The 18611-nt window shown below is 71.9% G+C and carries 15 protein-coding genes; 5 read left to right on the top strand and 10 right to left on the bottom strand.

Going from position 1 to position 18611, the window contains the following annotated elements:
- Positions 1–511 precede the first annotated feature (511 nt).
- Both ACFVYF_RS10260 and ACFVYF_RS10255 read left to right on the top strand, forming a co-directional pair.
- Entirely contained in the window at positions 512–2737 is a 2226-nt protein-coding gene (locus tag ACFVYF_RS10260; RefSeq protein ID WP_389453782.1) for an acetate--CoA ligase family protein, read from the top strand.
- Positions 2738–2795: 58 nt separating this feature from the next.
- The gene (locus tag ACFVYF_RS10255) at positions 2796–3767 is read left to right on the top strand and encodes an enoyl-CoA hydratase/isomerase family protein (protein WP_389453779.1); all 972 of its coding nucleotides are present in this window, start codon (positions 2796–2798) and stop codon (positions 3765–3767) included.
- Between the two features lie 22 nt (positions 3768–3789).
- On the opposite strand, the gene ACFVYF_RS10250 is transcribed toward ACFVYF_RS10255, so the two are convergent.
- Entirely contained in the window at positions 3790–4788 is a 999-nt protein-coding gene (locus tag ACFVYF_RS10250; protein WP_389453776.1) for a hypothetical protein, read from the bottom strand.
- Positions 4789–5016: 228 nt separating this feature from the next.
- Between ACFVYF_RS10250 and ACFVYF_RS10245 the strand changes: the two genes are divergently transcribed.
- On the top strand, positions 5017–5676 hold the full coding sequence (locus ACFVYF_RS10245) for a flavin reductase family protein (RefSeq protein ID WP_389454698.1): 660 nt from the start codon (positions 5017–5019) through the stop codon (positions 5674–5676).
- Between the two features lie 106 nt (positions 5677–5782).
- On the opposite strand, the gene ACFVYF_RS10240 is transcribed toward ACFVYF_RS10245, so the two are convergent.
- Positions 5783–7099, bottom strand: a complete 1317-nt coding sequence (locus tag ACFVYF_RS10240) for an MFS transporter (RefSeq protein ID WP_389453773.1) — start codon at positions 7097–7099, stop codon at positions 5783–5785.
- A gap of 71 nt (positions 7100–7170) precedes the next feature.
- Here ACFVYF_RS10240 and ACFVYF_RS10235 point away from each other — a divergent pair, with 71 nt between their 5' ends.
- Positions 7171–8223: a GlxA family transcriptional regulator gene (locus ACFVYF_RS10235; protein ID WP_389453770.1), complete on the top strand. Its 1053-nt coding sequence runs from the start codon at positions 7171–7173 to the stop codon at positions 8221–8223.
- Here ACFVYF_RS10235 and ACFVYF_RS10230 read toward each other — a convergent pair.
- The 4 genes from ACFVYF_RS10230 to ACFVYF_RS10215 all read right to left on the bottom strand — a co-directional run bounded on the left by ACFVYF_RS10230 (position 8104) and on the right by ACFVYF_RS10215 (position 12882).
- Positions 8104–9396, bottom strand: a complete 1293-nt coding sequence (locus ACFVYF_RS10230; RefSeq protein ID WP_389453767.1) for an MFS transporter — start codon at positions 9394–9396, stop codon at positions 8104–8106. The two genes, ACFVYF_RS10235 and ACFVYF_RS10230, sit on opposite strands and share 120 nt — an antisense overlap.
- A gap of 125 nt (positions 9397–9521) precedes the next feature.
- Positions 9522–10571 (bottom strand): Zn-dependent alcohol dehydrogenase, encoded by a 1050-nt coding sequence (locus ACFVYF_RS10225; RefSeq protein ID WP_389453764.1) that lies wholly within the window; start codon positions 10569–10571, stop codon positions 9522–9524.
- A gap of 37 nt (positions 10572–10608) precedes the next feature.
- Positions 10609–11769 carry an acyl-CoA dehydrogenase family protein gene (locus ACFVYF_RS10220; protein WP_389453761.1) on the bottom strand — a complete coding sequence of 387 codons (1161 nt, stop codon included), beginning with the start codon at positions 11767–11769 and terminating at the stop codon, positions 10609–10611.
- A 201-nt stretch (positions 11770–11970) separates the two neighbouring features.
- Positions 11971–12882 (bottom strand): SDR family NAD(P)-dependent oxidoreductase, encoded by a 912-nt coding sequence (locus ACFVYF_RS10215; RefSeq protein WP_389453758.1) that lies wholly within the window; start codon positions 12880–12882, stop codon positions 11971–11973.
- 84 nt (positions 12883–12966) lie between these two features.
- On the opposite strand from ACFVYF_RS10215, the gene ACFVYF_RS10210 reads away from it, so the two are divergent.
- Positions 12967–13893 carry a cyclase family protein gene (locus tag ACFVYF_RS10210; RefSeq protein WP_389453755.1) on the top strand — a complete coding sequence of 309 codons (927 nt, stop codon included), beginning with the start codon at positions 12967–12969 and terminating at the stop codon, positions 13891–13893.
- A 504-nt stretch (positions 13894–14397) separates the two neighbouring features.
- Here ACFVYF_RS10210 and ACFVYF_RS10205 read toward each other — a convergent pair.
- From ACFVYF_RS10205 to ACFVYF_RS10190, 4 genes are all read right to left on the bottom strand, one after another.
- Complete coding sequence (locus ACFVYF_RS10205) at positions 14398–14880, bottom strand: ATP-binding protein (RefSeq protein ID WP_389453752.1); 483 nt, start codon at positions 14878–14880, stop codon at positions 14398–14400.
- Positions 14881–15357: 477 nt separating this feature from the next.
- On the bottom strand, positions 15358–16233 hold the full coding sequence (locus ACFVYF_RS10200; protein ID WP_389454695.1) for an acyl-CoA dehydrogenase family protein: 876 nt from the start codon (positions 16231–16233) through the stop codon (positions 15358–15360).
- A gap of 8 nt (positions 16234–16241) precedes the next feature.
- On the bottom strand, positions 16242–17396 hold the full coding sequence (locus tag ACFVYF_RS10195) for an acyl-CoA dehydrogenase (protein ID WP_389453749.1): 1155 nt from the start codon (positions 17394–17396) through the stop codon (positions 16242–16244).
- Positions 17396–18583: an amidohydrolase family protein gene (locus ACFVYF_RS10190; RefSeq protein ID WP_389453746.1), complete on the bottom strand. Its 1188-nt coding sequence runs from the start codon at positions 18581–18583 to the stop codon at positions 17396–17398. Before ACFVYF_RS10190 ends, ACFVYF_RS10195 begins: the two co-directional genes overlap by 1 nt.
- Positions 18584–18611 lie beyond the last annotated feature (28 nt).

Below are 18611 nucleotides of genomic sequence, written 5' to 3'. Positions count from 1 at the left end.
TACACAGCTGTGCGCAGCCGTGGCCGGACGCCGACAGCAACAACGGCACCCCGGCCGCACGCCTCCTCCCCGGGCGCGTGAGCCCTTGGACCCCTCACCCACGCTTCCTCCCCGGGCGGGTGAGCCCCTGGCCCTTACGCACGCTTCCTCCCCGGGCGCGTGAGTCCCTGGACCCCTCACCCACGCTTCCTCCCCGGGCGCGTGAGTCCGTGGCCCTTACGCACGCTTCCTCCCCGGGCCAGGCCCGGGGTCCTTTCCGGCCGTTTCTCCTCCGACGCGTTCTCCTCTTGAGCCGGGCGGGCACGAACCAGGTGCCCGGAACCCGTCCTCGGTGTCCGGAACCCGTCCTCGGGCCCGGCGCACCCGTCCTCGGGCTCCGGCGGGTCGGCGGGGCGGCGAACACCCGCCTCGCGCACAGCCTTTGCGTGCACGACGGTTCCTGACACGGCGTCAGTTAAGTAATCTGACACTGCGTCAGTTAATTGGCTGTCACAGAGGAGCGGGCGGACCGATGCTTGGATCAACCCACGGCACCCTCACCACCGACTCCCGCCGGGCCCGGGTCATCGCCTGCGGCGAGCAACCCTCACCGGTCGTCCACGGCAGGCCCGCCGAGGTCGACGACCTGGACGTCAGCGGCCGTCCGCTGTACGCCCCCGTACCCGATCTCGACCGCTTCTTCCGTCCCGAGTCCGTGGCCGTGATCGGCGCCTCGGACGCCGAGGGCCGACCGAACACCGGGATCACCCGGCAACTGGTCGCGTGGGCCGAGCGGGTCGGCGCGCGGCTGCACCCCGTGCACCCCGCCCGTCAGTCGGTCTTCGGCATGCCCTGCTCCCCCTCCGTCGCCGATCTGCCCGAGCAGGTGGATCTGGCCGTCCTCCTGGTCGCCGACCCCCTTCCCGTGATCGAGGAACTGGCCGAGGCCAAGGTGAAGTTCGCCGTCGCCTTCGCCTCCGGGTTCGCCGAGACCGGGGCGGAGGGCGCTGCCGCCCAGGCCCGGCTCGCCGGCGCCGTCGCCCGATCCGGGCTGCGGCTGCTCGGCCCGAACACCAATCTCAACGCCTTCGAGAAGTTCCGTGACGACCTCGACGGGCCCGCGATCGCCCTCATCACCCAGTCCGGACACCAGGGCCGGCCGGTCTTCGCCCTCCAGGAACTGGGCATCCGCCTCTCGCACTGGGCACCCACCGGCAACGAAGCCGATCTGGAGACCGCCGACTTCATCTCCTACTTCTCCGAGCGGCCCGAGGTCGGTGCCATCGCCTGTTACGTCGAGGGGATGAAGGACGGCCGCTCCTTTCTGCTCGCCGCCGACCGGGCCGCCCGGCGCGGGGTGCCGGTCGTCGCGGTGAAGGTCGGCCGCACCGAGACCGGCGCCCGCACCGCCGCCTCACACACCGGCAAACTGACCGGCGCGGACTCGGTGGTCGACGCGGCGATGCGGCAGTACGGCGTGATCCGCGTGGACGGACTCGACGAACTCCAGGACACCGCTGCTCTGTTGGCCCGGGCGCGCGCCCCGCGGGCCGACGGGGTCGTCGTCTATTCGATCTCGGGCGGCACGGGCGCGCACTTCTCGGATCTGGCGACCGGGGCCGGGCTGTCGCTGCCCACCCTGTCCGCCGCCAAGCAGGCGGAGCTGCACGAGTGGATCCCGGAATATCTGAACGTCGCCAATCCCGTCGACAACGGGGGTCACCCGGTGGGCGACTGGCGTGGCCGCAAGATCATCGACGCGATCCTCGCCGACCCGTCCGTCGGGGTGCTGATCTGCCCCATCACCGGCCCCTTCCCGCCGATGAGCGACAAGCTCGCGCAGGATCTGGTGGACGCGGCGGAACAGACGGACAAGCTGGTGTGCGTGGTGTGGGGCTCGCCGGTCGGCACGGAGTCCGCGTACCGCGAGACGCTGCTCGGGTCGTCGCGGGTCGCCACCTTCCGCACCTTCGCCAACTGCATCACGGCCGTCCGCGCCTATCTGGACCACCACCGGTTCGTCGCCGCCTACCGCTCCCCCTTCGACGAGGCGCCCCGTCTGCCCTCGCCCTCCTTCCGCAAGGCGCAGGCGCTGATGCGGCCCGGGCACCAGCTGAGCGAGCACGCGGCGAAACAGCTGCTGCGGGCGTACGGAATCCGCGTGCCGCGCGAGCAGTTGGTGACCAGCGCGGCGGCGGCCGTACGGGCGGCGAGCCAGGTCGGCTACCCCGTCGTGATGAAGGCGTCGGGCGCGCAGATCGCCCACAAGACCGAACTCGGCCTGGTGAAGGTCGAGCTGACCTCCGCCAGTCAGGTCAGGGACGCCTACCGGGAGCTCACCGACATCGCGCGCTACGAAGGGATCTCGCTCGACGGGGTGCTGGTGTGCCAGATGGTCGAGCGAGGGGTCGAGATGGTCGTGGGCGTCACCCATGACCCGCTCTTCGGGCCGACCGTGACCGTCGGGCTCGGTGGCGTCCTCGTCGAGGTGCTGCGCGACGCGGCCGTGCGCGTACCGCCGTTCGGCGACGATCAGGCTCGGGGGATGCTGGACGAGCTGCGGGGGCGGCCGCTGCTCGACGGCGTGCGGGGCGGGCCGCCCGTGGACGTGGACGCGCTGGTCGAGGTGATCCTCCGCGTGCAGCGGATGGCCCTGGAACTCGGCGACGACATGGCGGAGCTGGACATCAACCCGCTGATGGTGCTGCCCCGGGGGCAGGGGGCGGTGGCCCTGGACGCGCTGGCGGTGTGCCGGTAGGCAGCACAGCCAGGCCCACAGCAACCACCGCATTCCCCGTACGCATTGGAGCATCCCCATGTCCGACTCCCCCCGTGAGTCCCCCGACGACTCCCCGGGTCCCGTCCCCCAGGACCCGGAGAAATCCCTCGACTCATTGGTACTGCACGCCACTGACAACGCCGTCTCGTGGATCACCCTGAACCGGCCGGAGGCGATGAACGCCGTCACCTGGGACCAGCGGGAACGGGTGATCGCCCTGCTCGCGGAGGCGTCCGCCGACCCCGAGGTACGCGCGGTCGTCATCACGGCGACGGGCCGCGGCTTCTGCGCGGGCGCGGACCTCCGGAGCGCGCCCGGCACCGGCACCGGTACGGGTACCGCCCCCGGTACCGGTACCAGCAACGCAGCCCCCGCTGCCCCCTCGACCCCCGCTGCCCCCGCAACCCCTGCCGGCCCCGCCGGCCTCGCCAACCCCGGCGCCCGCGTGCCCGGAGACGTCGCCCGCACCATCCGTCTCGGCGCCCAGCGCCTGATCTCCGCCGTCCTCGACTGCGAGAAGCCGGTGATCGCCGCGGTGAACGGCACCGCGGCCGGTATCGGCGCCCATCTCGCGTTCGCCTGCGATCTGGTCCTCGCGGCCGAATCCGCCAAGTTCATCGAGGTGTTCGTGCGCCGTGGCCTGGTCCCGGACGGCGGCGGCGCCTATCTCCTCCCGCGCCTGATCGGGCCGCAACGCGCGAAGGAGCTGATGTTCTTCGGTGACGCGCTGACCGCCCCGGACGCCGAACGGCTGGGGCTCGTCAATCGCGTCGTCCCCCTGGAGGACCTGGAGAAGACGGCCCGCGCATGGTCCGAGCGGCTCGCGACCGGACCGACCCGCGCCCTCGCCCTCACCAAGCAGCTGGTCAACGCCTCCCTCGACACCGACCGCAGCACCGCCTTCACCGCCGAGGCCGCCGCCCAGGAGATCAACATGACGACGTCGGACGCCCACGAAGGCGTCACCAGCTTCGTGGAACGCAGAAGCCCGCACTACCGGGGACGCTGAGTCAGGACGCACAGGTCCCCCACTACCGGGGACGCTGAGTCAGGACACGCAGGTCCCCGTCGTCCGGGTCCCCGAAGCGGACGTAGAGCTCCGGCCTGTTCGCCGTGCCGCCGATCGTCCAGAACGTCTCATCACCACAGCCGCCGAGGCTGACGACCACACCGTCCGGCGCCCCGGCGTCCCCCTCCTGGCCACCGTCCCCCTCGTCCTCATGGCCGCCGCCCCCCTCGTCCCCGTGGTCGCCGTCCCGGTCGGGGAGCCAGGTGCCTGTCCCGTCGCACGGCAGGAATTCCCTGGTCCCGTCGTACGCGAACTCGGGTTGTGCGGGCACCGCGGTGAGCTCGGCTCGTCCCCCCGGCCGAAGCCGCAGTACGGCGCCGTCGTCGCCGCTCCAGACTCCGGCCAGCTGATCGGCGGACAGCCGCGGAGGCTCGTACTCGTCGATGAGGCCCGTGGCGAGCGCCACCGAGCCCGTGACCAGGACCAGAACGCCCAGGCAGAAGGCGGCCAGCGCCGAGCGGAGCCAGATGCTCCGGCCGCGCATCGCCGTCCCGGTGAGCCGGGCCCGTCGGCGGACGTGGGCGACGCCCAGCGCGGGCAGCAGCCCGGACCCCACGATCAGCTCGGCCGCGCCGGTGAACGACCAGTGCACGAGTACGACACCGACCGCGGCCCACCCCGCGCCGAGCACGACGACGAACAGCAGATGCCAGGCCCACTCGGGGCCACGCGCGCGCCGGACCACGAGTCGGGCGAGTTCGGCGGCGGGCATCGCGTGCGTGACGGCGTGCAGCAGACCGCCGACGGCCAGGACCGGCGGCGCGAACACCAGCATGCACATCAGGCCGAACGCGCTCCCGTACCCCGAGCCGTAGGGATTGTCGTCGAAAGCCGAGACGACGTAGATCGCGACGAACACCGGAAGCTGCGCGGCCCAGACCGCGGCGGCCGCGTTGATATCGGAGGCCGCCCAGTTCAACCCCTCGCGCCGACGCCGGCGCGCCTTGTCTCCCCACCCCATGGGGCCGAACATACGCGCAGGCCGCCGGCCCCCGGCACGAGGGTTCCCATGGTGGCTCCGGCCCCCCAGCACGAGGGTTCCCGTGGTAGTTCCGGGCCCCCAGCACGAGGGTTCCCGTGGTGGCTCCGGCCCCCAGCACGAGGGTTCCCGTGGTGGCTCCGAGCGCCCCACCCCTTCCCATCTGACACCCCGTCAGCTTCAATGAGAGATGTGATGGGACACGCAGGGATGGCGGCCGCCGCTGTCCGGTACCTCAGGTCGGCCGGGGCCCCCACCGTCGCGGGGCCCGTCGAGGCGTTGCCGCGACCGGAGTTGCGGGCGGTCGGCGACGACGAGCGGGCGCCCGTCGATCAGGGCGAGTTCCGGCGGGTGATGAGCAGCTTCGCGACGGGCGTCACCGTGATCACCGCACCGGCGTCCGACCCCGGAGCCGACCCCGGAGCGGACCCCGGAGCTGCAGCCGGCCCCGGAGCAGCAGCTGGAGCCACCGCCGCACCCGGCGCCCCCGCCGGCTTCGCCTGTCAGTCCTTCTCGTCGCTCTCCCTCGACCCGCCGCTGATCGCGTTCATGGTCGGCCGTACGTCGACGACCTGGCCGCGGATCGCGCGTGCGGGCGTCTTCTGTGTGAACGTGCTGGGCGCGCACCAGGGCGAGCTGTGCCGGGGGTTCGCGGTGAGCGGCTCGGACAAGTTCGCCGGTGTCGTGTACGACGCCGCGCCCGCCTCCGGCTCCCCCCGTCTCGCGGGCACCCTCGCCTGGATCGACTGCACGATCCACGCGGTCCACACGGGCGGCGACCACCTCATCGTGGTGGGCCGGGTGGACGCGCTCGGCAGGTCCGCCGACGACGCGGCGCCCCTGCTCTTCCACCGGGGACGTTTCCTCTAGCGTTCCTCCGGGACCTCGGGCACGCCGGACGGCTCAGTGCGCCGGAGACGTTCCTCCAGCGCACCCCGCGGCCCAGGAACGCTTCCTCCACCGCGCCCCTGGCGCCTCACGCCAGGGCGACACCCACCCGGACCGGCCGTCGCCGGATCACCAGCACCATCAGGGCCGCCGCCGCGCACAGCGCCCCGCTGGCGTACCAGACCACGTCGTACTCGCCGAAGGTGTCGCGCGCGACTCCGCCGAGGAAGGCGACGAGGGCGGCGCCGACCTGGTGGGAGGCGAGGACCCAGCCGAAGACGATGGCGCTGTCCTCTCCGTACAGCTCGCGGCACAGGGCGATGGTGGGCGGGACGGTGGCGACCCAGTCGAGGCCGTAGAAGACGATGAAGAAGATCATCGGAGGGTGCACCGACGGCGTGACCAGCAGCATCGGCAGGAACAGGAGCGAGACACCGCGCAGCGAGTAGTACACCGCCAGCAGCCGGCGCGGCTCGAAGCGGTCGGTGAACCAGCCGGAGGCCACCGTGCCGACCACGTCGAAGACACCGATCACCGCGAGCAGCGAGGCGGCCGCCGTGATCGGCATGCCGTGGTCGTGGGCCGCGGGCACGAAGTGGGTCTGGACCAGGCCGTTGGTCGACGCCCCGCAGATCGCGAAGGAACCGGCCAGCAGCCAGAAGGGCCCGGTGCGGACGGCGGAGGACAGCACCTTCAGCGTCCGGCGCGCGGCCCCTTGCACCGGGGCGGGCTTCGGTACGAACTCCGTTGCCCCGTACGGCTTCAGGCCCACGTCCGCCGGGTGGTCCCGCAGCAGCAGCCAGACGAAGGGGACGACCGCGAGGGCGGCGAGGGCCACCGTCACCGCGGCGGGGCGCCAGTTGTGGTGCGTCACGATCCAGGAGAGGACGGGGAGGAAGATCAGCTGACCCGAGGCGGAGGCGGCGGTGAGCAGTCCGGTGACCAGGCCCCGGCGCTCGGTGAACCAGCGGTTGGTGACCGTCGCGGCGAAGGCGAGCGCCATCGAACCCGAGCCGAGCCCCACCAACAGGCCCCAGCAGAGCAGCAGTTGCCAGGCGGCCGTCATCCAGACGGTCAGCCCGGAGCCGATCGCGATGACCATCAGGGCGATCGCGACCACCCGGCGGATGCCGAAGCGGTCCATCAGTGCGGCGGCGAACGGCGCGGTGAGCCCGTACAGCACGAGGTTGATCGAGACCGCTGCCCCGATCGTGCCGCGCGACCAGTGGAACTCGTCCTGCAGCGGGTCGAACAGCAGGCTCGGCAGCGAACGGAAGGCGGCCGCTCCGATGATCGTCACGAAGGCCACGCCGGCGACGAACCACGCGCGGTGGACACGTACGCGGCGGGACGGCGGGGGTCCGGCGGCCTCTCCGGCAGTGAGGGCTTCGGTTGTCTGGGTCACGTCATAGAGCCTCGGGCCTGCGGTCTCCGCAAACGAGTGGCCGGAAGGACAGCATTCGCTAGAATCGGGCCATGGCCCGTCCTCCGGAAACCGCCCACCGCCGGCACCGCGTCGTCGTCCTCGCCCTCGACGGGCTGCTGCCCTTCGAGCTCGGCATCCCGCAGCGCATCTTCAGACTCGCCAAGGACGCCGAGGGGCACCCGCTGTACGAGGTCGTGACCTGCTCGGTCCGCCCGCCGGGCCCGGTCGACACGGACGCCGACTTCGCCGTACTCGTCCGCAGCGGGCCGGAGGCACTGGCCACCGCCGACACGGTCGTCGTACCCGCCTCGTACGAGCTCGGCCCCGTCCACGAGGAGGGCGTCCTCACCCCCGAGCTTTCCGCCGCCCTCGCCCACATCCGGCCCGGCACCCGGCTCGTCTCCATCTGCACCGGCGGATACGTGCTCGCCGCCGCCGGCTATCTCGACGGGCGCCCCGCCACCACCCACTGGGCCTCCGCCGAGCACTTCCAGCGGCTCTTCCCGAAGATCAAGGTGGACCCGGACGTCCTCTTCGTCGACGACGGCGACGTCCTCACCTCCGCCGGTGTCGCCGCCGGGATCGACCTGTGCCTCCATCTCGTACGCCGTGACCACGGCACCGGCGTCGCCAACGCCGTGGCCCGCCGCACCGTCGTGCCCCCGCACCGCGACGGCGGACAGGCGCAGTACATCCACCGGCCGGTGCCCGAGCCGCAGGTGGCGACCACCACCGCAGCCCGCGCCTGGGCGCTGGGCCGCCTGCACGAACCGATCCAGCTGCGCGACATGGCCGAGCAGGAGGCCATGTCCGTACGCACCTTCACACGCCGCTTCCGGGAGGAGGCCGGCATCAGCCCCGGCCAGTGGCTCACCCAGCAGCGCGTCGAACGGGCCCGGCATCTGCTGGAGTCCAGCGACCTGTCGATCGACCAGGTCGCCCGGGACGCCGGCTTCGGCACGGCCCAGTCGATGCGCCAGCACCTACAGGCCGGCCTCGGCGTCACCCCCACCGCGTACCGGCGCACCTTCCGGGCCGGGAGCGGCACCCGGTCCGGTGCCGCCGGCCACAGCGACGACTTCCGTGCCGGAAGCGTGAGTTGAGGGCGAGCGGCCGGCCGAGGTGCGGTGGCTCTCCCCCACCGAACCCACCGCCGTGAGCAGCAGCGTCAGCCCGACCCCGGCGAGGATCGCCGTGGAGGGCGCGACGAAGTGCAGCAGGGCGCCGGCGAGCGAGCCCGTCGCCGCGTACCCCACGCCGACGGCCGCGTACATCACCGAATAACCGGCGGCCAGCGCACTCGGCGGAAGCGCCTCGCGCAGGGACAGATTGCGGGTGAGCATCGCGCCCGCCTGGAGCACGCCCGCGACGACGAGGACGGCCGCGATCCAGCCGGTGGCGGGTATCAGCGCGACCAGTGCCACGCAGGCCGAGACACCGCACATCAGCACCACGCTCCGGGTGAGCAGCCGCCCCGGCCAGGAGCGGAGCCCGTACACGAACGCGCCCAGGCCGGAGCCGAGCGCGAAGCCGGTGAGCAGCGGCCCCGACCAGCCGACGCCGATGGCACGCTGCTCCAGCAGGGCGGGCAGGACGAGTTCGGCGAGGGCGAGCAGGGAGAGACTGGCGGCACCGGTGACGTACACCGGCCAGGCGCGGGCCAGGATGCGCGGCATCGAGACACCGCCGCGGTCCGTCACGTCCGCCTCCCAGCCGGCCGGCAGCAGCCACAGGCCCGCGACGGACGCGCCCATCAGGGCGGCGGCGAGCAGCAGCGGGAGCCTGGGGGCGAGGCCGAGCGCGAGACCGGTGACCGCGGCCGGGGACAGCGCCCATATCCCGGACATCAGCATCGACTCGGCGGAGAGCGCCTGAGTGACGGCACCCTTCGGGACGATGCCGGTGAGCAGCGTGCGCAGACCGCCCGGGGTCGCGGCGGGGGCGGCGCCGGCGAGGAACGCGAACGCGCCGAGGACCATCGCGTGCGCGCCCGGAAAGGCGCCGAGACCCACGAAGCCGACGGCACCGGCGGCGAGCCCGGCCGCCATCTGCGTCCTGGCCCGCTCGGGCCGCATGCGCATCCCCAGCAGGGGTGCGCCCACGATCTCACCGATGACGTACGCGGCCGCCAGGATCGCCCCCAGCGCATAGCCACCCGGTCGCTCGCGGACCAGGAAGACCAGGGCCAACGGGGCCATGGCCACCGGCAGCCGAGCGCCGACGGCCACGACGGCCCAGGTCAGCACCTGCTTGGAGGCGATGTCTCGATAACTCATGCGACGACGTTAGGGGACACCACCGACAGTGCCCCAGGAGATTTCCCGCCCTGTGGACAACCGCGTTCTCCGCGCCCTCGCGCCCCCGGGACCCGTGCGCTCCAGCACACCCGGGACCGTGCGCTCTAGAACGTCAGCACCGCCCGCGCCACCTTCCCCTGATGGGCGTCGTCCGCCGCCTTCTCGAAGTCCTCGATCGGATACGTCTCGGTCACCAGCTCGTCCAGCAGCAGCCGCCCCTCCCGGTACAGATCGGCGTACAGGGCGATGTCCCGCTGCGGTCGCGAGGAGCCGTAGCGGCAGCCGAGGATCGACTTGTCCAGGTACATCGAGGAGACGAGGAAGGACGCCTCGGCGGTGGCCGGCGGGACACCGAGGAGGATCGCCTGGCCGTGCCGGTCGAGCAGATCGACGGCCTGGCGGATGAGTTCGACGCGGCCGACGCATTCGAAGGCGTGGTCGGCCCCGTTGGGCAGGATGTCCCGCACCCCCTCCGCCGACGTGAGGAAGTGCGTGGCGCCGAACTGGCGGGCCACCGCCTCCTTCGCCGGGTTCGCGTCGACCGCGACGATCGTCAGGGCGCCCGCGAGCCGCGCGCCCTGGAGGACGTTGAGCCCGATGCCGCCCGTCCCGATGACCAGCACACGGTCCCCGCGGTCCACCCGCGCCCGGTTCAGCACGGCTCCCACGCCGGTCAGCACTCCGCAGCCGATCAGCGCGGCGGACGGCAGCGGAATGTCCTTGGGGATCCTGACCGCCTGCACCGCCTTCACCACCGTGCGTTCCGCGAAGGCCGAGTTGGACGCGAACTGGTAGAGCGTGCGGCCCTCCCGGCTGAACGGCTGCTGCGGCATCCCGATCGCCTTGCGGCACATGGTCGGCCGCCCCCGGTCGCACTCCGCGCAGGCACCGCAGTTGGCGAGCGTGGACAGCGCGACATGGTCGCCCGGCCGGACATGGGCGACGCCCGCGCCCACCGCCTCCACGACACCCGCACCCTCATGTCCGAGCACCACCGGAACGGGGAAGGGTATGGTCCCGTCCACCACTGACAGATCGCTGTGGCAGAGCCCGGCCGCGGAGATCGCGACCAGCACCTCGCCGGGTCCTGGATCCCGTATCTCCAGATCGTCCACGACCCGGGTCTGCTTCCCGTCGAAGATCACACCTCGCATCGCGCCGGCTCCCCTCTGGTCCCTGACTGTCCGGTGGTCATCCCCTGGGCTCCTTCGGCAGGCCGAGCACCCGCTCGGCGATGATCGTGCGCTGGATCTCGTCCGAACCGCCGTAGATGGTGTCGGCCCGGCCGAAGAGGAACAGGTGCTGGAACGCGTCGAGTTCGTACGGAGCGGACGGCGACCAGTCCGTGGGCCCGACCGCGGCCCCGGCCCCGCGCACCCGCATGGCCAGCTCGCCGAGCCGCTGATGCCACCGGCCCCACAGCAGCTTGGCCACGCTCGGCGCCCCCTCCCCCTCCGCCGCGCCCCCCAGGGTGCGCAGGGCGTTCCAGCGCATCGCCCGCAACTGAGCCCACTGCAGTACGAGATGGTCGCGTACGACGGGATCGGCGACCGCGCCCGTGGCGACCGCCGTCTCGATCACACGCCCCAATTCCTCGGCGAATCCGATCTGTTGGGCGAGGGTCGAGACACCGCGCTCGAAGCCGAGGAGGCTCATCGCCACCCGCCAGCCGTTCCCCTCGCCGCCGACGACGTGCTCGGCGCGTGCCACCGCGCCGTCGAAGAAGACCTCGTTGAACTCGCTGGTCCCCGTGAGCTGCCGGATCGGGCGGACCTCGATGCGGCCCGGCTGGTCCATGGGGACCAGGAGGAACGTCAGGCCGTGGTGGCGGGTCGATCCGGGCTGCGTACGGGCGAGGACGAAACACCAGTCGGCCTCGTGCGCGAGGGAGGTCCAGATCTTCTGTCCGGTGACGCGGTACGAACCCGATGGGCCAACTCCGTTGTCGGGTACGGCGGTTGTGCGGACGCCGGCCAGGTCCGAGCCCGCATCCGGCTCGCTGTAGCCCTGGCACCAGAGTTCCTCGCCGCGCGCGACGGGAGGCAGGAACCGCTGCTTCTGCGCCGGGGTGCCGTGGGCCAGCAGCGTGGGGGCGAGGAGGTTCTCGCCGATGTGGCCGGTGCGGGCGGGGGCCTTGGCGCGGGCGTACTCCTCCGCCCAGACGACCTGCTGGGTCAGGCTCGCGGTGCGGTTGCCGTAGCCGTCCTCGCTCCAGCCGAGACCGATCCAGCCGCCCGCGCCCAGCTCCCGCTCCCACACCCGGCGCTCCGGGGCTCCTTCGAGATGCGCGGCGAGCCAGCCGCGCACCTCCTCCCGGAAGGCCTCGTCCTCTGCTCCGAACCCGAACTCCACGGTGACCGCCTTACGTTGGCTGGGTTCACGCTTTCGTCTGATGCCCGAAGGCCGGGTCCGACACCGGACAGACCACCACCGGCCCTGTGACCGGGATCCGGTGGACCGCCGACCCCGACGGGCGCGGCACGGACCACCGGCCCGGCGACCGGGATCCGGTGGACCGCCGACCCCGGCGCCCGTGACGGCAGCCGCCGAACGCTAGGCGTTCGGCCGCCCCTTCTCCGCCGCCGCCCGCGCCATCGCCTCCACCCGTTCCAGCAGCGGCATCGGGTCCACGCCCACCGTCCCCGGGAGGAAGTCGGCGATCTTCTCCGGCGTCCAGGAGCCCTCGGCGTAACCGGCCCGCAGCTCTCTCGGCTGGGCCCAGACCGCGATCTTGGGGCCGGCGATCGTATAGACCTGCCCGGTGATCCGTTCCTCGCGGGCGCGCTCGGACAGGAGGTACACGACCAGCGCGGCCACGTCCTCCGGCTCACCGATCTCGGCGAGCTCCATCGGGACGTTGGCGGACATCCGGGTCCGCGCGACGGGCGCGACCGCGTTCGCCGTGACCCCGTACTTGTGCAGTCCCAGTGCGGCGCTGCGGACCAGCGAGATGATCCCGCCCTTCGCCGCGCTGTAGTTGGCCTGCGCGACGGACCCCTGGTGGTTGCCGCTGGTGAAGCCGATCAGGGTGCCGGAGCCCTGCTTGCGCATCACGGCCGAGGCCGCGCGGAAGACCGTGAAGGTGCCCTTCAGGTGCGTGGCGACCACCGGGTCCCACTCCTGCTCGGACATGTTGAAGAGCATCCGCTCGCGCAGGATCCCCGCCACGCACACGACTCCGTCGATCCGGCCGTACGACGTCAGGGCCGCGTCGACCACCCGCTGCCCGCCCGCCATCGTCGAGATGTCGTCGGCCACCGCGACCGCGTCCCCACCCGCGGCCTCGATCTCCTTGACCACCGTGTCGGCGATCGAACTGGTCGGCTCGGCGCCCTCGATGGACACCCCGTAGTCGTTGACGACGACGCGTGCCCCTTCGGCCGCCGCGGCGAGCGCGACGGCGCGGCCTATCCCCCGCCCCGCTCCCGTCACGGCGATGACCTTGCCTGCCAAGAAGTTCCCCACGCCCGGCCCCTTCCCGTGGTTTCTGACGGACCGTTAGATTCTATGACCCGTCAGATACCTGGAGACAAGCCCCGGGGAGGACTCATGTCACTGCCGGCCGAGTTCCACGACATCGCCAAGCGCGTGAACAACTGGGGCCGTTGGGGGGCCGACGACGAGATCGGCACCCTGAACCTCATCACCGACGAGGTGGTGCGCGAGGCCGCCGCCGGCATCCGCACCGGACGCCGGATCCCCCTCGCGCTGCCCCTCCAGCAGGACGGCGTCCAGACCGGGATGATCCCCGGGCGGGTCAATCCCCTGCACGTGATGGTGCAGATCAACCAGGAGCTGTTCGGACCCGGCACCGTCGCGTGCAGCGACGACGCCGTGACCATGGGGCTCCAGGCGGCCACCCACTGGGACGCGCTCACCCACGTCTCCCACTCGGGAAGGCTCTACAACGGCCGCCCGGCCGGCACGGTCACACCCCATGGCGGCGCCGAGTTCAGCGGGATCGACAAGGCCCGGCACATCGTCTCGCGCGGTGTCCTGCTCGACGTCGCGCGCGCCCGGGGCAAGCACCGGCTCGACGGCGGCCATGCCGTGACCCCCGAGGACCTCGACGCGGCCGAGGAACTGGCGGGCACGCGCGTGCGTGCCGGCGACATCGTCCTGGTGCGGACCGGGCAGATCCAGGTCCTTCTGGCGGGCGACAAGCACGCGTACGGCTACCCGTCACCGGGACTCTCCGTGCGCACCCCCGAGTGGTTCCACGCGCGCGACGTCGCCGCGGTCGCCAATGACACCCTCACCTTTGAGATATTTCCTCCGGAAATCGAGGATTTGTGGCTTCCTGTGCACGCGCTCGATCTGGTCGAAATGGGGATGTTGCAGGGCCAGAACTGGAATCTCGAAGAATTGTCCACAGCCTGTGGAGAAGAAAAGCGCTACAGCTTCCTGCTGTCGGCGATGCCCGAGCCCTTCGTGGGCGGCACGGGGACCCCGGTGGCACCGGTCGCCGTGCTGTAGCACCGGTCGCCGTGCCGTAGCGCCGGCCAAGTGCTGCAGCAACCGCCCGGAGACCGTTCCAGGGGCTGCTCCACAAGAATCGGCTGGCGGCGCGCCACTGCCCGCCCCGAGCACGGCACCGCGCGCCGCCATCCGCCTCCGGCGTACCCCGTCCCGCTCCCTCTTGGCCCTTGAGGAGCCGACGCCGAATCGCGAACCGCACTCGCCGAGGGCTCCCGTCACCGGAACCCTCGTCGTCCCCTCGCGGCGGATCGCTGTCCACAAGCGTGATCAAACGGACACGTCACGTCAACACCCGATCGGGGATTCATTACTTACGCCCTATTTGTGACGGCGCGTACGGAAGCACTGCACGGCGCATTCGGCCTTGGTTCACGCCGCGGAAACGGATTCCGTGCATGTATGCACGGCAACGCTCCGCGCCCGGCGCGGCGGGCCATGCCGGTCGCGCCGGCGGACCCCGGTCGCGCGGGGTCCGTCACACCCGGGCACCGCCCGGACGCGCTACACCGCCTCGTACGCGAATCCGTCGTACGCCGGGTACGCGGCCGCCCGCGTGACACCCGGCGACGTACAGCGGTCGACCTCGCACCAGATGCGCTTGCCGCGGCCCTCGGGGGTCCAGCCCCACCGGTCGGCGAGACCGTCGACCAGCTCCAGCCCGCGGCCGTTGGTCTCGTCGCCCTGTGCGTGCCGGGGCGCCGGCGGACAGCCGCTGGAGTCGGCCACCTCCAGACGGACCGTGCCCGAGGGCGCACCGGAGGAGTCGTCCCGCACGCCTTGGAGCTGGAGGCGCAGCACGGCCGGACAGCCGGTGTGCACCACCGCGTTGGTGACCAGCTCGGAGACGAGCAGGATCAGCGTCTCGGCGAGCGGCTCGTCGGCTCCTATTCCGGACCCCGCGAGCCGCGAACGGGCCCACCTCCTGGCGCGCCCCACCTCCGCGGGGTCGGGCCGGATCTCCAGCTGCACTTGAAGCACCTGCACCGCTCACACCATCCGAACCGGCGGACACATCGCCTCGCGCCTCACCAGGGCCACGATCGTGGCCATCGCCTGCATGGCCAGAACCAGGGTCACGGAACGTGATTCCCTTGAGAGACAGCATGGTTGACGTACAGTCACCCCAACAAGCGCTTCGGGCATATTCCAGCGCGAAGGAGTACGCGTACGGCATACTGTGCGACGCTCATTGCGGGGAGTCGAACAGGCAGGGTCGGGGGTCCGCCCTGCCCTGCGAGCGGCACGCATCGCCGGGTCCGGCGTCGCCTCGTGGGCGCCACCGGGATGGTCCAGCCTCAGAACCACTCGCATCCCACACAAGGTACCGGAGCACGGCGCCGACTCCAGGCCGTGACAAGTCACGCGTAGGACACAACCCGATATCAACGCTCCGTAATTCCGGTATGCCACAATCCGCGACATCCGTCCGGGCGCTTCCCTTTACCGGCCCTGCACAGAGCCTCAGCGCCCCGATCCGGACAGCAGATTCCCGGCCAGCGCCTCCTCACTCTGTGTCGCGTCTCCCGCACGGTGCGTCCGCACCCAGGCCCGCTTCAGGTGCAGATGCACCTCGGACTCCCAGGTGAAGCCCATGCCGCCGTGGACCTGGAGGCAGTCGCGGGCGCCGCGTACGGCGGCCTCGTCGGCGAGCAGCCGGGCGGCGGCGATGTCCAGCGGGTCGGCGGTCACCGCGGCCGCGTAGACGGCCACGCGCGCCACCTCCACCCGTACCAGCAGCTGCGCGCACAGGTGCTTGACCGCCTGGAAGGCCCCGATCGGCTGCCCGAACTGCTCGCGCGCCCGGGCGTGTTGCACGGCCAGCTCGCAGCACCGGGCCGCACCGCCCAGCTGCTCGGCGGCGGTGAGGAGCACGGCGACGGGATCGGCGGCGGGCGGGCGGGGCACGCGGTGCAGCGGGGTCAGCGGGTCCAGGGACCTCAGCGGGACCGCTCCGGCGATGTCACCGCCTGCGACGTCCGCCGCCTCCAGCCACTCCACGAGTCCCCCGTGGACGGCCGTGACGACGCTCTCGCCGGTCGCCGCGCCGGCCACGGTCCCGGCCGCCAGATGCGTGGCCACCAGCGGTCCCGGCAGCAGCACCCGGCCGGCCTCCTCGAAGGCCAACACGGCTTCCGGAAGGCCGAGTCCGACTCCGCCGTCGGCCGCCGGAAGGCGGAGTGCGAAGAACCCGGCCGCGCCGAGCTCCCGCCACAGCGCGCGGTCCAGGCCGCCGCCGTCCGCCGCGGCCCGCAGCGCCTCGCTCCCGAAGCGCCGCGCCAGCAGCTCCCGTACGCCTGCCTTCAAGGCCCGCTGGTCATCGGTGAGTTGGAAGTGCACGGAGTGTGTCACCGCCCCTTCGGCAGGCCCAGGATCCGCTCGGCCACGATGTTCATCTGGATCTGCGAGGTGCCGGCCGCGATGGTGTACGACAGCGACGACAGCCGGTCGAGGGTCCAGTCCCGCCCGAGGTCGAGCGCTTCGGGACCGAGCACCTCGGCGGCGGCGTCGTACAGCTCCTGGCGGGCGTGGGAGTACCGCAGCTTGAAGACGGATCCGCCGACGCCGGGCACGCCTTCCGTTTGCTGCGACTCGCTGACGTTCCACTGCGTGAGCCGCCACAGCGCGCGGAACTCGGCGTTGAGCCTGCCGAGCCGGCGGCGCAGTACGGCGTCGTCCCAGCGGCCGTTCGCGCGAGCCTCGCGGGCGAGCGCGCCCAGCACGCGGCGGCAGGCGACGACCTCGCCGACGAAGGCGGTGCCGCGCTCGTAGGACAGGGTCACCATGGTCACGCGCCAGCCGTCGTTCTCGGCGCCGACGCGGTTCGCCACCGGGATCCGCACGTCGTCGAGGAACACCTCCGCGAACTCGGTGGAACCGGCGAGGGTGCGCAGCGGCCGGACGGTGATGCCGGGCGCGTCCATGGGCATGGCGAGCCAGCTGATCCCGCGGTGTTTGGGGGCCGCGGAGCCGGTCCGCACGAGCAGCTCGCACCAGTCGGCGACCTCCGCGTGGGAGGTCCAGATCTTGGAGCCGCTCACTACGTAGTCGTCGCCGTCCCGCGACGCGCGCGTGCGGAGCGCCGCGAGGTCCGAGCCCGCGTCCGGTTCGCTGAACCCCTGGCACCAGACCTGCTCGCCGCGCAGGACGGGCGGCAGCCAGCGCGCCCGCTGCTCGGCCGTCCCCTCGGCGGCGATCGTCGGCCCGGCGTGCAGCAGCCCGACGAAATTGGCCCCTACGTAGGGTGCGCCCGCCTTTTCCGTCTCCTCCAGGAAGATGAGGTGCTGGGTGGGGGTCGCGCCCTGTCCGCCGGCGTCCACGGGCCAGTGCAGGCCCGCGTACCCGGCGTCGTACAGCATCCGCTGCCAGCCGAGGTCGTACGCGCGTCTGCCGGGCCAGTCGTCGGGCGACGGTTTGGCGGGCAGGCCGGGGAGCACCTTGGCGAGCCACTCCCGCAGCCGCTCGCGGAAGTCCTCCTCCTCGGGGGTGTACGCCAGGTCCACTAGAGGTCCAGGTCGAGCATCCGGATCGCGTTGCCGCGCATCAGCTTGTGAATCGTCTCGTCGTCGAGGCCCTTCACATGGTCGAGGGCGACCTCCTTGGTGTGCGGGAAGGTCGAGTCGACGTGCGGGTAGTCGGTCTCGAAGGTGGCGTTGTCGCGGCCGACCACGTCCAGGGACGCGACCCCGTGCTTGTCGCGGAAGAAGCAGCAGAAGATCTGCCGGTAGTAGTACGTCGACGGAGGCTCCGGGATCAGGTCGCGGACGCCGCCCCAGGCGCGGTGCTCCGCCCAGACGTCGTCGGCGCGCTCCAGGGCGTACGGGATCCAGCCCATCTGCCCTTCGGAGTAGGCGAGTTTGAGCCGGGGATGCTTCACGAGCACGCCGGAGAACAGGAAGTCCATCATCGAGGCCATGGCGTTGTTGAAGCTCAGCGAGGCCTGGACGGCCGGGGGCGCGTCCGGGGAGGCGGCCGGCATCTGGCTGCTCGACCCGATGTGCATGTTCACGACCGTGCCGGTCTCCTGGCAGACGGCGAAGAACGGGTCCCAGTAGCCGGAGTGGATCGACGGCAGTCCGAGGTGGGTGGGGATCTCCGAGAAGGTCACGGCCTTCACGCCCCGGGCGGCGTTCCGCCTGATCTCGGCGACCGCCAGGTCGATGTCCCAGAGCGGGATCAGGCACAGCGGGATGAGCCGGCCGCCGCTGTCGCCGCACCACTCCTCGACCATCCAGTCGTTGTAGGCGCGCACGCAGGCCAGCGCGACCTCCTTGTCGTGCGCCTCCGCGAAGGTCTGCCCGCAGAAGCGCGGGAAGGTGGGGAAGCACAGGGACGCCTCGACATGGTTGAGGTCCATGTCCGCGAGCCGTTCTTTGGGGTCCCAGCAGCCCCGCCGCATCTCCGCGCGCGTGATGCCCTCCAGCGTCATCTCGTCGCGGTCGAAGCCGACGGCGGCGATGTTGCGCTTGTACGGGAACTTGAGGTCCTCGTAGATCCACCAGTCGGTGGGCGGTCCGTCGGGGTCCATCGTGATCCGGTACTTGCCGGCGATGTAGGCGAGCTCGCCGATGCCCGCGGTGAGCGGCTTGGGCCCGCGGTCCCGGTACTTCTGCGGAAGCCAGGTCTCGAAGAGGTGCGCGGGCTCGATCACATGGTCGTCGACGCTGACGATCCGCGGCAGTTCCGTCATGGGTCCCTCCACCGTGCGGTCCGTGACC

This window comes from Streptomyces sp. NPDC058274 (assembly GCF_042881375.1).
Taxonomy (GTDB): Bacteria; Actinomycetota; Actinomycetes; order Streptomycetales; family Streptomycetaceae; genus Streptomyces.
Note: the sequence above shows the minus strand (reverse complement) of the source record. Positions and strands in the feature narration are given on the sequence as shown.